Here is a 16,000-nt window from a genome sequence, read left to right on the forward strand (position 1 = left end):
TTCTGAGAGGGGGTAGTCTAAGTATACGACTGAGGTAGTCTAAGTATACGACTGAGATACCCTCAGTCGTATAGTGAGATAGGCTAAGTATGGGAGTGAGATTACGTCAGCCGGCTGCGCACGTACCGCATGCACCTTTGAACTTGACCGCCGCTTCCTCAATGGGCAACGCCGCCTTATAGTTCTCGATGTATTCGCCGAAGCCTTTCACATCTTCGGGCGTAGGCGATATCTCGATGCCTGCATCTCCGCTGAATACCTGTTCGTCGAGGAATGCGGCAAGCGGTTGGCCTTTCTCGTTGTTCACCAGGTAAGAACCCAGCAGGGCAATACCCCAGGCGCCGCCTTCGCCGGCTGTTTCCATAACGGAAATGGGCGAGTTCAGTGCTGCCGCAAGTACCCGCTGGCCTACGTTCCGGGTCTTGAACAACCCTCCGTGCCCGGTGATTCTGTCTACCTTTACCTGCTCTTCTTTGAAAAGAATGTCGTTACCAATCTTGAGTACGCCGACAGAAGCGTGCAGGTGCGCCCGCATGAAGTTGGCGAGGTTGAACCTATCGTTTGCCGAACGTACAAACATCGGTCTGCCGTCGGTAAGCCCTGTAACGGGTTCGCCCGATACGTAGTTGAAGGAAACCAGTCCTCCGCAATCCGCATCGCCCGTAAGCGCATGGCTGTAGAGTTTCTCGTACACCTGGTTCATGTCCACGGGTATGCCCAGAAGCTCCTGGTACTCTTTGAAGAGGTTGACCCACGCGTTGAGGTCGGAAGTGCAGTTGTTGCAATGCACCATGGCTACGGGGCTTCCGTCGGGAGTGGTAACCATATCAATCATTTCGTAGGGCTTGGACAGGTCTTTCTCCAATACAATCATGGAGAATGACGATGTGCCTGCCGATACGTTTCCGGTGCGCTGCCTGACGGCGTTAGTCGCCACCATGCCCGTGCCGGCATCCCCTTCGGGCGGGCATACGGGGGTTCCTGCTTTCAGATGGCCCGACGTGTCGAGCTTTGCGGCTCCCTCTGCGGTGAGGAATCCGGCGTTTTCACCCGCCGGCAATACTTCGGGCAGAATGTCGAGCAGTTTCCAACCGTACTGTTTGGGAGCTACCAGTTCATCGAACTTGGCAACCATCGGGGCGGAATAGTCCTTGGTAACCGGGTCGATGGGGAGCATACCCGATGCATCACCTATGCCCAGCACCTTTTTGCCCGTCATCTGCCAGTGGATGTATCCGGCAAGGGTTGTCAGATAATCAATGTCTTTCACGTGCGTTTCGCCGTTCAGGATTGCCTGATACAGGTGTGAAATGCTCCATCTCAACGGGATGTTGTAGACAAACAGCGACGACAAAGCCTCTGCCGCCTGCCCCGTATTGGTATTTCTCCACGTGCGGAAGGGGACGAGAATCTCTTCTTTCCCGTTGAACGCCATGTAACCATGCATCATGGCGCTGACGCCGATTGCCGCCAAAGTCTCTATCTCTGTGCCGTACAGTTGCTTCACGTTCGAGCGGAGGTCGGCATAACAATCCTGCAACCCGTGCCAGATGGCGTCCATGCTGTACGTCCAAAGTCCGTCCACCAACTGGTTTTCCCACGTGTGGCTGCCCTGGGCGATGGGTTTGTTGTCTCCGTCAATCAGCACAGCCTTGATTCTGGTAGAGCCGAACTCTATGCCCAGAATGGCTTTGCCTGCTTCGATGGTTGATTTTGCATCCGGTTTCATAATCAACTGAGTGCTTTGTTCAACATGTAATATACTTCATTCATGCGCAGTTCCTTCTTGAACTCGCTGATGGTGGTGCTTTCGTCGATAACTACCATTTCGATGCCTGCCATCTCGGCGTAGTCTTCCCAGTATTCCACGGTCAGGTCGTACGAGAAGCTGGTATGGTGGGTGCCGCCTGCCAGAATCCAGGCTGCTGCGCCTACTTCGAGGTTTGGCATCGGAATCCACAGTGCGCTGGCAACGGGAAGTTTCGGCAGCGGCTTGCTCTTGATGCATTCTACCTTGTTCACGATAAGGCGGAAACGGTTGCCCAGGTCTACAATGGTGGCGGCTACGCCTGTGCCTTGCTTGCTGGTGAATACGAGGCGCGCCGTCTCGCTGTCGATACCGATGCTGAGGCGGTGTACTTCCAACTTGGGTTTGGCTTCGGCTATCAGCGGACAGATTTCGAGCATGTGCGCTTGCAGGATGGCGCTCTTTTCGCCGTCGAAGTTTAGTGTATAGTCTTCGAGGAAGGAACATCCCTTCGGCATTCCCTGGCTCATAACCCAAGTGGTGCGGTACAGTGCTGCTGTTTTCCAGTCGCCTTCTGCGCCGAAACCGTAGCCTTCTTCCATCAGGCGTTGCGATGCCAATCCCGGAATCTGGTCGAAGTCACCAAGATCGTTGAAGTTGGTGGTGAATGCCTTTGCACCTGTATCTTTCAATATGCGGCGGAGGGCAACTTCTGCCTTTGCGGAGTTCCATACTTTTACGTAAGCCTCTGTTCCGGCTTTTTCCAGTTCGGGGGCGTGGTCGTATTGCTTGAAGTAGATGTCGACAAGCGCTTGTACGTCTTTGTCTTCTACGGCGTTGTAGTACTTCATCAGGTCGTTTATCGGGCAATAGTCTACGTGGTAGCCCAGTACTTGCTCGGCAGCTACCTTATCGCCGTCTGTTACGGCTACGTTGTTCATTTGGTCGCCGAAGCGGATAATCAGCATGTCCTGCGCATCCGCCCATCCTGCGCAAACGCGCATCCAGGCGGCAATCTGGCCTTGTGCTTTTTCGTCTTGCCAGTGTCCTACGACTACTTTGCGGTTCTTGCGCATACGGGTTACGATATGGCCGAACTCACGGTCGCCGTGGGCGGACTGGTTGAGGTTCATGAAGTCCATGTCCATTGTATCCCAGGGGATTCCCTTGTTGAACTGTGTATGGAAGTGTAGTAGTGGTTTCTTCAACTCTTGCAGGCCGTGAATCCACATCTTTGCGGGAGAGAAGGTGTGCATCCAAGTGATGACACCGATACATTTCTCGTCGTTGTTGGCGGCCTTGAAGGTGGCGGTTACTTCTTTGGAGGAGTTTACCGTACCTTTATATACTACTTTCACGGGCAGGTTTCCGCTGGCATTCAGCCCTGCTACCATTTCGTTGCTGTGTGCGTCTACTGCGATAACTGCATCGCCTCCGTACAAGAGCTGTGCTCCTGTTACGAACCATACTTCATATTGTTCAAATGCATTCATAATTCATTGATTTTTAATTCTTGTTTTTTGTTTATATGATATCATACTACTAAAGTGATAAATGAGGATTTATACTTGAACACAGAGGATTTATATTTGAACACAGAGACACAGAGTCACAGAGTTTTTTCTTTCTTTTAAGAAAGAGAACCTGAACCTGAGTACACAGAGAAGGCGACTACGTAGCAGAGAAAAAAAACTCTGTGTCTCCGTGTCTCTGTGTTTAAATATTGTCCTCCTGTGTTTAAACATAAGTTTTCATTGTCCATAATAGGCATTCGCCCCATGCTTGCGATTAAAATGCTTCTCAATCAGCAACGGATTCATCGTTAGCTTAGGGTTGACGGCATACGCTATGCTCGCCATCTTAGCCACCTGCTCCATCACCACTGCATTGTGTACGGCATCGTTCGCATCTTTCCCCCACGAGAAAGGGCCGTGGTTCTTCACCAACACTCCGGGTGTATGCGCAGCATTCAATCCCTCGAAACGCTTCACGATAACGTTTCCGGTTTCCATCTCATAAGCGCCCTCTACTTCTTCCTTCGTCATATCTGCCGTGCAGGGTATGGCATCGTGGAAGTAATCGGCATGTGTAGTCCCGATATTCGGAATGTCACATCCGGCTTGCGCCCAGGCAGTGGCATACGTAGAGTGGGTATGTACCACACCGCCTATTTCAGGGAATGCCTTGTAGAGCGCCACGTGGGTAGGGGTGTCCGATGACGGCTTCAACCGTCCTTCCACCACCCGCCCGTCGAGGTCTACTACTACCATGTCTTCCGCCTTCATATCGTCGTAACTCACACCGCTGGGTTTGATGACTACCAGTCCCGACTCACGGTCGATGGCGGATACGTTTCCCCAGGTGAAGATAACCAGTCCATGCTTCACCAACTCAAGGTTGGCACGGAATACTTTTTCTTTCAGTTCTTCCAACATACTTGTCTACTGTCTCACAATTTGAATTTAGGTGCCTTGCGGTATGCCTTTTCGTTGAACTTGTACAAGGCGGCTCCGCGTTTAGAACCTGTTTTATCAATCTTATCCGTTTTCTCGATGTAATCCATTTCGGCTATCCGTTTGCGGAAGTTACGCTTGTCTATCAGTTCGCCGTAAATGGCCTCGTAGAGGCTTTGCAACTGAGACAGGGTGAATAACTTCGGCAACAGATTGAAGCCGATAGGTTCTGTGGACGCTTTTTGCTGCATCAGTTTCCGTGCCTGCTCCACCATCAGCGGATGGTCGAATATCAGGGGAGGCAGTTCGTTGATGTTTATCCAGTAAGCATTATGCTGGTGTACCAGTTCGCGGTCGTACTCGTTGATGTTTATCAGGGCGTAGTAGGCAATGGAAATAACCCGCTCGCCCGGGTCGCGTTCCACTTCGCCGAACGAGCCTACCTGCTCCATATATACATTCTCCAATCCGGTCAGCTCTGCCAGTACACGCTTGGCGGCATCATCCACGCTCTCATCTTGTTGCACAAATCCACCCATCAGAGACCATTCGCCCATTGCCGGCTGAAAATTCCGTTTCAGTAGCAGCAAGTTCAACTCTCCTTCGTTGAAACCGAAGATAATGCAATCGATAGCAACGAAGAAGGTTGGATTTGAACTATAATATTTATTCATATATATGATTCAATCGTCACTTACCAGAAATAGATATAGAAAGCAACCGTGATACCCAGAATGATAACCGTGTGGATAATGTCCCAACGATTCCAACTGGCGCGTGTCTCTGCTCTCTGCGCCGGAGTAGAAGTTCCGAATACCAATCCCTGTATCTTCTCCGCAGCCGGCGCTTTGGTGGCAAGACTGACTAAGATAACCACAATGATACAGAACAGGAACATCCATCCGCANNCCGCAGAAGAACAACCAGTTCATATCATAGAACAGGTATTTGAATGTGCCGCCTACCACATCGGCTGCATTGCTGTAGTACACCTTGGCGCCCAGGCGTGTCAGACCGATAACCATACCGGCAATCAATCCCCACATACCGCCCTGTGCCGAAGTACGTTTCCAGCAGATACCCAACAGGAAGGCTGCGGCGATACCCGGTGCCAGAACAGACTGTACGTCTTGCAGGTAAGTATAAAGCACGTCGCCTACGCTGCGCATGATGGGAATCCACAAGATACCCAGAACCACAATCACCACGGTTGCTATCTGACCGATAACTACCAGTTTCTTCTCAGATGTCTTGGGCTTGAAGCGTTTGTAGAAGTCAATTGTGAACAGCATGGCGGAAGAATTGAACAGGGATGCCAGCGAACTCATCAAAGCCGCCAGGATACCGCAAACTACCAGGCCCTTAACACCTGCCGGCAACAGTTTTGCCACCAGTGTCGGGAAAGCTGCATCGGCATTTGCCATACCGCTGTCCATCATCGGCAGGAAGCCTTCGCCGCCGGCGCCGATGTACTTCTGATGCAATGCAAAGGCAATCATACCCGGAATAAGGAACAGGAATACGGGCAACAGTTTCAGGTAGGCGCCGAAGATAGTACCACGGCGTGCTTCTTTCTGGTTCTTGCCGGAGAGTACGCGTTGCACGATGAACTGGTCGGTACACCAGTACCAGAAACCGATGATGGCAGAACCTACCAGTGCTCCCAGCCAGGGGAAGTTAGGGTCGCCGTTACTACGAATCAATTCGGTCATTGTGTTGCCATAGTCATTCACGGTTACTGCACCGCAAACGCGCATCATCTCGTCCCATCCGCCCAGTTCTTTGAAACCGAGGACGAGGATAATCAACGAGCCTAATAATAAAATAGGTGTTTGCAGTACGGAGGTATAAAGAACCGACTTCATACCGCCAAAGATTGTATATAATGCGGTTATCAGAACCAGGCCGATAGCTGCAATCCAGAAGAAGTCAATTCCCCAAAGCGTCTCGATACCGAATACTTGTTGGAAAACCAATCCGCCGGCATATACCGTAACCGCAACCTTGGTCAGCACATAGCTGATGAGGGAGATAACGGACAATATGGTACGTGATTGCGGGTTGTAGCGACGTTCCAGGAATTCCGGCATCGTAAATACCATACTCCTTGAATAGAAAGGTACGAATACCCATCCCAGAATAAGAATCATCCATCCCTGGATTTCCCAGTGAGCCATAGCCATACCGCTGGAAGCTCCTGCTCCCGCCAGTCCTATGAGGTGTTCCGAACCGATGTTGGATGCAAAAATAGATGCACCAATAGCAAGCCAGGTGGCGTCACGTCCACCCAAGAAATAATCTGCCGAGTCGTTTTGCTTTTGTTTGACTACCCAAACAATGATACCAATCAGAGCTGCTGCAAAGACTCCGATAACAATCCAATCTAATGTTCCCACAATATTTATATTTTAGAGTTTACTATTATTTCTCGACTGAGAACTTGAAAATACATTCGCTGTTGTAAGTCTGTCCCGGTTCCAGTACAACGCTGGGCCATTCCGGCTTATTAGGACTGTCGGGATAGTGTTGTGTCTCCAGACAAACGGAAGCGCGTTGGTTGTAGGTGATACCTTTCTTGCCGGTAACGGTGCCATCCAGGAAGTTACCCGAATAAACCTGTATGCCCGGTTCGTTGGTGTACACTTCCAGTGTGATGCCGCTTTCCGGTGAAGTCAGTTTGGAGGCTAACTGGGTGATATCTCCTTTGGTGTTCAGCACCCAGTTGTGGTCGTAGCCGTTTCCATTCTTCAGCTGGTCGAAATCATAGTTCGTGATATCTTGTCCTACGGTCTTGGGAGTAGTGAAATCCATCGGAGTATCCTTCACCGTTACAATTTCTCCTGTAGTCATAAATGTGCTGTCTACCGGAGTATAATTATCTGCGTTCACATATAATATATGGTCTGTTGCAGCCTTTGCGGGATTGCCCGATAAGTTGAAATAGGAGTGGTTGGTCATGTTGATAACCGTTTTCTTATCTGTGGTGGCGCTATACTTTATATCTATAGCGTTGTCATCCGTCAGTTTGAAAAGTACTTTGGCAGTTACGTTGCCGGGGAAGTTCTCGTCTCCGTCGGGTGACGTGCATGTCAACTCCAAGGTAGTGTCGTCAATCGGGTTAGCTTCATATACCTTATATTGCCAACCTCTGGGGCCGCCATGCAGACAGTGCCCGAAGTTATTCCGTGGCAATTGGATAGTGTCTCCATCCAGTACGATTCTTCCCTGGCTGATGCGGTTTGCATAACGGCCGATAGAGGCGCCGAAGTCACTTGGGATGTTTACGTAATCGGCAATGCTGTCGAACCCCAGAACAACGTCCTTCATATTCCCGTCTTTATCGGGCACCATAATAGAAACGATGCGCCCACCAAAGTTGGTGATGCATACTTCCATGCCCGACTTATTCTTTAAGGTATAAAGATTCGTCTTGGCATTGTTCACTTCCGTTTGAAAATTCACCGGGTCGAGTCCTGACAACGTCAACTCCTGCGCCGGCTTGTTATTGCACGCAGCTAACATCAGCGCGGCAATTCCTGCAAGTACAAAATTGTTTTTCATGCTTCTATTTTTAATGTAAATGAGATAATTATGCTATTATGGGTGTAAAAGTAACACTTTAATTGAGTGTGTCAACTACACTACTATATGTTATGTAACATAAAAGGGGAAAAAGTATTATGAATGGATGAATATAACTATAGGCAGTGTCATTAAAAAAGTAAGGATTATGAAACCAAGTATAAAAGATAGTAATGCCTTTATGTAACTCGCTGCCTTTTTTTCGTTAAAGAATTGTCCGGTTGCCCATGTGATATAAACCATATCAATAACCAATAGGAAATTCATTAGATTCAAATGAGTTGCTGCTTGAAAAATTAAACTTGCGGTATCAATCAAGGTTGTTAGTCCAAACACGTAGCATAAGAGAACATAGATTTCAGAAAGGTTGTATCCGGCTTTTCTAAAACACACTTTTACTCCGAATGCCATAAAAAAGCCTATCAACAGGTTTGTATAACCTGTGTTTTCCTGTGTCCATTTTGTAATAGCTAATATAGTCCGATTCATTTCTTTCTGGCCATTCGATATGTCCCCGTATGATGTGACATAGTTTTCAACGTCCAATGGAAAAAAATAACTTATAATTGTATAAATTAATGAAGTTACAACGATAAATGAAATTGGTCTTATAAGTCGGCTTCTATCTTCGGTGATATAACGTCTGATACTTGTTCCCGGGTTTGTAAGCAGGCTTTTTATGGTATAAAACATTCCACTGTTTACAAATAAAACATCCGCAATTTCATTCAGAATATATCGCCGGTTGATTTTTTCTATTTCAGTGGGTTGTCCATGGTTTGAACCATGATTTTCATTCACCGGCTCATTACAATTTTTACAAGTATTCATTTGTATTTCTTATTTTATTTAACGTTGTCTGCCTTCCTGGAATTGCTACTAACTCAAAAAATGGCGCGATAATTATCTCATATATGCAATATGTGAAAAGGATAATTCAAATCATAGGGTTTTTCTTTTCGCAAACAAAAGTACTAAATATTTGGAGAATTAGGGCAATTGCACCAAAATTCTATTCGTTGCCGGAACTGAAGTTATTATGATATGAGTATCTGCTATGAGAACACTGAACTGATAACCGGGAATTTAGCGGTGGGAATGGGGAAGCGGACGACCGGGAATGGGGAAGCGGACGATGCGGAATAAGGCGGACGAATGCGGAATGGGGGCGCGGATGAATGCGGAATAAGGCGGACGAACGCAGGTTCTTTTCTTAATTCTCCGGGTGATGGAGTGTACTTGATGGTAGACCTCATCATAGAACGCTCGTATAGTGTGGTAGGAATCATTGGGTATGATTGCCACAATCATTGGGTATGATTCCTACAATCATTGGGTATGATTGTACCATAAGGTCTATAGTTATCTATGTTCTGTTCGTACATCATGTAGGATGAAGTAGTTCATGAACTGAACACAGAGAGTTTTTCTTTATTAAACACAGAGGCGCAGAGGCACAGAGTTTATTTTCTTTTAAGAAGAGAAACTGAACCTGAGTACACGGAGAGGGCGACTACGTCGCAGAGAAAAGAACTCTCAGTGTCTCTGCGCCTCTGTGTTTAATAAAGAAAAAACTCTGCGTCTCAGTTCGAGCATAAGTTACCCATTTGAGAAAAAAGAATTCGTGTTCATCCGCCTTATTCCGTATCGTCCGCATACCTGTTCACCTGAATTCGGTGCTATCGTAGCAGAGACTCATACATAATATCTATTCCGTAGGCGAATGAAATTTTAGAGCAGTCGCCCTGATTTTAGCAAAGAAATGAAAGATACTACGAATATTTTTCCTATATTGACCGCCCCTTATTGCATTAAGAACCATCCGGGGTGGACCGGAACAGCGCATTGTACAGTATTCACCACAGATGGGGCGAGGGCGAATTGCAAGAAGAGGAATGGAACATGCCCCATCTTCTATGTATAGAGTAAGACGGGCTGTTGGGAGAGAATCGAGGAGCTCGGGACTTTGCCGAAGACAGGCAATCCCTGCAATTGACGCTCGACGATGAAGTGGTGAAGAATCTGAATGGGGGAAAAGAACTAAATAATCAATATTAATATATTTATTTTGAAATCATGAAAAGACACATCAGATTATTAGCGGCGCTGACCCTTACCGCAGGAATGGCGGTTCAGGCGCAAACCAATGAGTTTGTGATACAAACCAGGAAATTAGGCGCGGAGATTCAGCCTACCATGTATGGGCTATTCTTTGAGGATATCAACTATGCCGCCGACGGCGGGCTTTATGCCGAGTTGGTGAAGAACCGTTCGTTTGAATTCCCCCAGCACCTGATGGGCTGGAAAACCTTCGGCAATGTGACTCTGCAAGCTGACGGCCCTTTTGAGAGGAATCCGCATTATGTTCGTTTAGCCTATCCCGGGCATGCGCATAAGCATACCGGACTGGACAATGAAGGTTTCTTCGGCATCGGCGTAAAGGCAGGAGAGGAGTATCGCTTCTCTGTATGGGCGCGTTTGCCCGAAGGTGGGACGTCGGAAAGAATACGTATAGAACTGGTGGATACCAAGTCTATGGGCGAGCAACATGCTTTTGCTACCGCGACGTTGACAATTGATTCAAAAGATTGGAAAAAGTATCAGGTTATCCTGAAACCGGCAGTGACGAACCCTAAGGCAACTCTTCGTATCTTCCTGGCATCGAAGGGTACGGTCGATTTGGAGCATGTCTCCCTCTTCCCCGTCGATACCTGGAAAGGGCACGAGAACGGTTTGCGTAAAGACCTTGCACAAGCTTTGGCTGATATCAAACCGGGTGTGTTCCGCTTTCCCGGCGGGTGTATCGTAGAAGGAACGGACTTGGCTACGCGCTATGACTGGAAGAAGTCGGTAGGTAAGGTAGAGAATCGTCCGCTGAATGAAAACCGTTGGGAATATACTTTCCCGCATCGTTTCTATCCCGATTATTTCCAAAGCTATGGATTGGGATTCTTTGAATTCTTCCAACTGTCGGAAGAAATAGGAGCAGAGCCGCTTCCGGTATTGAGTTGCGGCCTGGCTTGCCAGTTCCAGAACTCGGATGCCGAAGCGCATGTGGCTGTCTGCGATTTGGATAGCTATGTGCAGGATGCACTCGACCTGATAGAGTTTGCCAATGGAGATATAACCACGGAATGGGGAAAGCTTCGTGCCGATATGGGGCATCCTGCACCGTTCAACCTGAAATTCATAGGTATAGGTAACGAACAGTGGGGACCGGAATATCCCGCACACCTCGAACCCTTTATCAAGGCTATCCGTAAAGCCTATCCGGAGATTAAGGTTATCGGAAGCTCCGGCCCGAATTCAGAAGGAGAACAATTCGAATATCTGTGGCCGGAAATGAAACGTCTGAAAGTAGACTTGGTGGATGAGCATTTCTATCGTCCTGAAGATTGGTTCCTGAATCAGGGTGCCCGCTATGATAACTACGACCGTAAAGGTCCGAAAGTATTTGCAGGTGAGTACGCCTGTCATGGTAGAGGTAAGAAATGGAATCATTTCAATGCCGCCTTGCTTGAGGCTGCATTCATGACCGGATTGGAGCGCAATGCGGACATTGTACACATGGCCACTTATGCGCCTTTGTTTGCCCATGTAGAGGGTTGGCAATGGCGTCCGGACATGATTTGGTTTGATAATCTGAATTCTGTCCGCACTGTAAGTTACTACGTGCAGCAGCTTTATGGGCATCACAAGGGAACTAATGTGCTTTCTCTGACTATGAACAAGAAGCCGGTAACCGGTGCCGAAGGTCAGAACGGGTTGTTTGCGAGTGCCGTTTTCGATAAGGATAAGCAAGAAATCATAGTGAAGGTTGCCAATACTTCTGATAAGGCTCAACCTTTATCATTGAAGTTTGAAGGATTAAAGAAACAGGAAGTATTGTCCGGCGGACGTTGCATCAAGCTTCGCTCTGCTGACCCGGAGAGAGAGAATACGATTGAACAGCCGTTTGCCATTCAGCCCCAGGAGACTTCGGTGTCCATCGATGGACAAGTGCTGAATGTAGAGCTGGAACCCAAAACGTTTGCCGTTTATATTTTTAAGAAAGGATGATGGTTAGAGAATAGATGAAATTCCTCAAACTACCGATATTTTGTAAGTTTGAGGAATTTCTTCAAAATATATGGTTTTAAAAAGACTATCACTGTCAGTTCATATAGGTATTGTTAACAAGAGAAGGGCGCCTTCCCAATCATGGGAAGACGCCCTTTTAAATTGGTGTGCTTGCTTTAAGCTAATTTACGTGCACCGTCACTGATGACTACATCATAGACTTTCGGGCTTCTGCCGAATTTCTCTTTGAACTTGGTTTTAGCGTTCTGAATGAACGTATCATACAGTTCATCTTTCACCAAGTTGATAGTACAGCCACCGAAGCCACCGCCCATTACGCGAGAACCTGTTACGCCACAGTCAAATGCAAGGTCATTCAGGAAGTCGAGTTCTTCGCAGCTTACTTCGTAAAGCTTGCTCATGCCATGATGTGTTTCGTACATCTTCTGGCCTACAGTTTCGTAATCACCTTTTTCCAAAGCGTCGCAAACGTCGAGTACGCGTTGGATTTCTTCGATTACATACTCTGCACGCATGTAGTCCTCTTCGCTGATTCCAGCTTTTGACTCTTGCAGCATTTCCATAGTACAGTCGCGCAGGAATTCTACGTGCGGGTGTTTCTCTTTGATAACAGCAACAGCAGCCTCGCAGCTCTGGCGACGTTTGTTGTATGCCGATGAAGCCAACTCATGTTTCACTACAGAATCTACCAATACCAGACGATATCCTTGCGGATTGAATGGGAAGTATTGATACTCCAATGAACGGCAATCCAAACGGATCAAGCTACCTTTCTTGCCAAATATAGAGGCAAATTGGTCCATAATACCACATTTTACACCACAATAGTTATGTTCCGTAGCTTGTCCTACTTTAGCCAGCTCGAACTTGTCTATTTTGTTTTCTCCGAACAATTCATTCAGAGCGAAAGCATACGTACTTTCCAAAGCGGCAGACGAAGACATACCCGCACCCAAAGGCACATCACCGGAAAATGCTGTGTTGAAGCCCTTTACATCAACGCCACGCTTAATCATCTCGCGGCATACACCGAAGATATATCTGGCCCAGCTTGCACGGGGAGCATCCTCCTCTTTCAAACCGAATTCCACATAATCCTTCAGGTCAATGGAATAAGCTTTTACAATGTCTGTGTTGTTTGGTTTTATTTCAGCAATCATGCCTTTGTCAATTGCCCCGGGGAATACGAACCCACCATTATAATCCGTATGTTCACCAATAAGATTGATGCGTCCCGGAGAAGCGTAGACCGCTCCTGTCGTTCCATCAAAGTGTTTGATGAAACGACTTCTTACGTGCTCTATATCCATGATATTTTCAAATTTATATGGTTAATAAATGAATAACCTGATATTATTATTTTTATAAATTAATCAACTGGAATGTTCTTATTTACATTCTTGCAACCTACCAATCCGTAGAAGAGCAAGTAAGCCAATGCAATGATGATAACCCAATAGCTTGGCATGAAACCGGCAATGTCGGCTACCCAACCCTGAATAACAGGCAGGACACCACCACCAAAAACCAGCACCATGAACAGACCGGAAGCGGCTGCGAGGTATTTGCCTAATCCTTCTACGGCAAGGTTGAAGATACCACCCCACATAATAGAAGTACAGAGGCCGACTAATACCAGATACATGGCGTTAATGGGTACTTCTGCAAGACCGAATGACAGACCGCCTGTTGCGCCTTGTTGAAGCACGGGCAGATTAATCAGCGTTCCTGTAGAAGAGAAGATGGCGAGGAATACCAGAATCAACCCTAAAGCAGATGTGAAGATAATCATCGCTTTGCTGGAAATTCTTGCGCCGAGTGAAGCTCCCACCAGACGGCCAATCAGCATCAGGAACCAATATGTTCCTACCACAAAGCCGGAAATGGTGGAAGCGATGCCTGCTCCGCCCTTATCAACAGAGTCGGTAAGGAATAGATTCAGGGTGCCCGGTACACCTACTTCGATGCCCACATATACAAAGATTGCGATAGCTCCCAATACGAAATGACGGAATTTTAAAGCGCCTTTCATCAGTCTGCCGATAGGTTCGGTTGAAGCAGCAGTGTTAGGTTCCGGTATATTCACAAACAGAAGTACGAAGAATGCGAAAGCGAATACCGCCATAGCTGTGTACATTACCGGGAATATCTGCGAAATGGTAGCTTTTTCGATAGAACCTGCGATGAGGATACCAACGAACATCGGGGTGATAGTAGCCATTACGGAGTTGAAAGAACCGCCCACCTGGATAAGTTGATTACCTTTGTTGCCTTCGCCGCCAAGGCTGTTCAGCATTGGGTTTACCACCGTGTTAAGTAAGCACATAGAGAAACCTGCTACGAATGCGCCAGTCAGGTAAACGGCAAAAGCCATTTCCGGACTTGAATGACCGGACAGGAATTGGATACCTACGCCGATGAAGCCAACAGCTATTGCGATAAGCGCTGTCTTCTTATATCCTACACGTTGCAACAGGATACCGCTCGGGATACCCATTACTGCGTAAGCTATAAAGTTACCGAAGTTTCCCAACATACCCAGGGCATTGGATACGCCGAATTGGTTTTTCAACACAATACCCATAGGAGCTGCGAGGTTAGTAACAAATGAAATCATACCAAAGAGAAAAATCATCGTAATTATCGCGATGAGTTTCCCGTTCTGCTTTTGTTGTGTCATGGTTTTAATAATTTATTAGTTATTATAAAATTAGATTAGTTATTTTATTCTTGTACGCCGAACTTGTAAATAGTCACTTGTTGGTACTCATCGCCCGGAAGCAATATTGCCGACGGAAAATGTGGTTTGTTTGGCGTATCGGGGAAGCATTGGGCTTCAAAGCACACGGCGCTGCGGGCGGGGAAAGTTGCTCCGTGCGCACCGGTGAAACCACCCAGCCAGTTACCCGTATAAAGTTGCACGCCGTTCTCTGTGGTGTACACTTCCATGGTACGTCCGCTCTCCGGTTCCGTATAAGTGGCGGCAAGGCTTAGTTCGCCGTTCTCTGTCTTGTTCAATACATAGCAATGGTCGTAACCGGCGCCATTTATCAGTTGCTGGAACTTATCATCAATGCGTTCGCCGATAGTATGTGGCGTGCGGAAATCCATAGGAGTACCTTCTACTTTCAGGATTTCTCCTGTCGGAATGGATACTTCGTCAATGGGAGTATAGAAATCAGCGTTGATGGTAATGGTGTGGTTCAGAACAGTAGGGGTGGGGTTGGCAATGCCTGCCAGGTTGAAGAAGCCGTGATTGGTAAGGTTGACGACAGTTGCTTTGTCGGTGGTTGCCCGGTATTCAATGACCAGTGCATTGGCCTCGTTTTCCAGGCGATAGGTCATTTCTACTTCCAGATTTCCCGGGAATCCTTCTTCGCCGTCGGCGGATGTGTAGTTGAACACCACGGTTGTCGGATCCGGTTGGACTGCATCCCACACCCTGGCATGAAAACCTGTGGGGCCACCGTGCAGGGAATTGGGACCATTGTTGATTGTCAGTTCATGCTCTTCTCCAAATAAAGTGAATTTCCCTTTGGCGATGCGATTTCCATAACGGCCGATGATGGTGTTGAGGAAAGGCTCGGGGCTATTGACAACATGGTCTATGCTATCGTGTCCTAAAATCACATTGGCGTACTTCCCGTTTTTGTCGGGTACCATAATAGAAAGGATGGCGCACCCGTAGTTGGTGACCGCAACTTCCATGCCCTGAGCGTTTTTAAGGATAAATAAATCTGTTTTCCTGTTATCTATATTCTTTTGAAAATCGTCCCTGTCTAAACCTGACAAGTTACTTTCTGTTTGAACTGTGTTTATCATATACCTGTTATTTATTTAATTTCTTGCAAATAAAAAGAAATTCTTCCGTACTCCCAAGAGTTTAGATTGAAATGTGAAGAACATTTTAGGAAAGTTTAGCGTTTAACATTTAGAGCCTGTTTAAATTTTGCTCAAAAAGTTTTTTATTCAGCTTGTTTTGAACTTATTTCCGGTCTGTTTTCCTCTTTTTATCCGTCACATAGCCCGCTATGGTCCTCATAAAAACAGAAAAATACCCTCAAAAATAACTCTCAAAACAATGCTGAGCAAAATTTAAACAGGCTCTTATGAGGCGGATTGATATTTTTTGTATTTT

Annotated in this window: 11 protein-coding genes and 1 pseudogene; 1 reads left to right on the forward strand and 11 read right to left on the reverse strand. The window is 47.0% G+C overall.

The annotated features are described in order from the left end of the window. Positions 1 to 106: 106 nt before the first annotated feature. From B2Z67_RS02200 to B2Z67_RS02235, 8 genes and pseudogenes are all read right to left on the reverse strand, one after another. Positions 107 to 1,729 (reverse strand): xylulokinase, encoded by a 1,623-nt coding sequence (locus tag B2Z67_RS02200; protein WP_291528185.1) that lies wholly within the window; start codon positions 1,727 to 1,729, stop codon positions 107 to 109. A gap of 2 nt (positions 1,730 to 1,731) precedes the next feature. Next, entirely contained in the window at positions 1,732 to 3,240 is a 1,509-nt protein-coding gene (gene araA, locus B2Z67_RS02205; protein WP_291528186.1) for an L-arabinose isomerase, read from the reverse strand. A gap of 258 nt (positions 3,241 to 3,498) precedes the next feature. Continuing rightward, positions 3,499 to 4,182, reverse strand: a complete 684-nt coding sequence (locus tag B2Z67_RS02210; RefSeq protein WP_291528187.1) for an L-ribulose-5-phosphate 4-epimerase — start codon at positions 4,180 to 4,182, stop codon at positions 3,499 to 3,501. Positions 4,183 to 4,196: 14 nt separating this feature from the next. Then, positions 4,197 to 4,874: an NUDIX hydrolase gene (locus tag B2Z67_RS02215; protein WP_291528188.1), complete on the reverse strand. Its 678-nt coding sequence runs from the start codon at positions 4,872 to 4,874 to the stop codon at positions 4,197 to 4,199. 20 nt (positions 4,875 to 4,894) lie between these two features. Then, a pseudogene (locus B2Z67_RS02220) lies at positions 4,895 to 6,596 on the reverse strand (sodium:solute symporter). A 25-nt stretch (positions 6,597 to 6,621) separates the two neighbouring features. Next, a complete protein-coding gene (locus B2Z67_RS02225; protein ID WP_291528189.1) occupies positions 6,622 to 7,761 on the reverse strand; it encodes an aldose epimerase family protein in 1,140 nt (379 codons plus the stop codon). A gap of 117 nt (positions 7,762 to 7,878) precedes the next feature. Then, a complete protein-coding gene (locus B2Z67_RS02230) occupies positions 7,879 to 8,613 on the reverse strand; it encodes a DUF3667 domain-containing protein (protein ID WP_291528190.1) in 735 nt (244 codons plus the stop codon). Between the two features lie 255 nt (positions 8,614 to 8,868). Next, complete coding sequence (locus B2Z67_RS02235; protein WP_291528191.1) at positions 8,869 to 9,093, reverse strand: hypothetical protein; 225 nt, start codon at positions 9,091 to 9,093, stop codon at positions 8,869 to 8,871. Positions 9,094 to 9,858: 765 nt separating this feature from the next. Here B2Z67_RS02235 and B2Z67_RS02240 point away from each other — a divergent pair. After that, on the forward strand, positions 9,859 to 11,841 hold the full coding sequence (locus tag B2Z67_RS02240) for an alpha-L-arabinofuranosidase C-terminal domain-containing protein (RefSeq protein WP_291528192.1): 1,983 nt from the start codon (positions 9,859 to 9,861) through the stop codon (positions 11,839 to 11,841). Positions 11,842 to 12,017: 176 nt separating this feature from the next. On the opposite strand, the gene galK is transcribed toward B2Z67_RS02240, so the two are convergent. The 3 genes from galK to B2Z67_RS02255 are packed head-to-tail and all read right to left on the reverse strand — an operon-like array spanning position 12,018 to position 15,684. Continuing rightward, positions 12,018 to 13,172, reverse strand: coding sequence for a galactokinase (gene galK, locus B2Z67_RS02245; RefSeq protein WP_291528193.1), 1,155 nt, complete (start codon positions 13,170 to 13,172; stop codon positions 12,018 to 12,020). A 59-nt stretch (positions 13,173 to 13,231) separates the two neighbouring features. Beyond that, on the reverse strand, positions 13,232 to 14,542 hold the full coding sequence (locus B2Z67_RS02250; protein WP_291528194.1) for an MFS transporter: 1,311 nt from the start codon (positions 14,540 to 14,542) through the stop codon (positions 13,232 to 13,234). A gap of 44 nt (positions 14,543 to 14,586) precedes the next feature. Next, on the reverse strand, positions 14,587 to 15,684 hold the full coding sequence (locus B2Z67_RS02255) for an aldose epimerase family protein (RefSeq protein ID WP_291528195.1): 1,098 nt from the start codon (positions 15,682 to 15,684) through the stop codon (positions 14,587 to 14,589). Positions 15,685 to 16,000 lie beyond the last annotated feature (316 nt).

This window comes from Bacteroides sp. UBA939 (assembly GCF_002293435.1).
Taxonomy (GTDB): domain Bacteria; phylum Bacteroidota; class Bacteroidia; order Bacteroidales; family Bacteroidaceae; genus Bacteroides.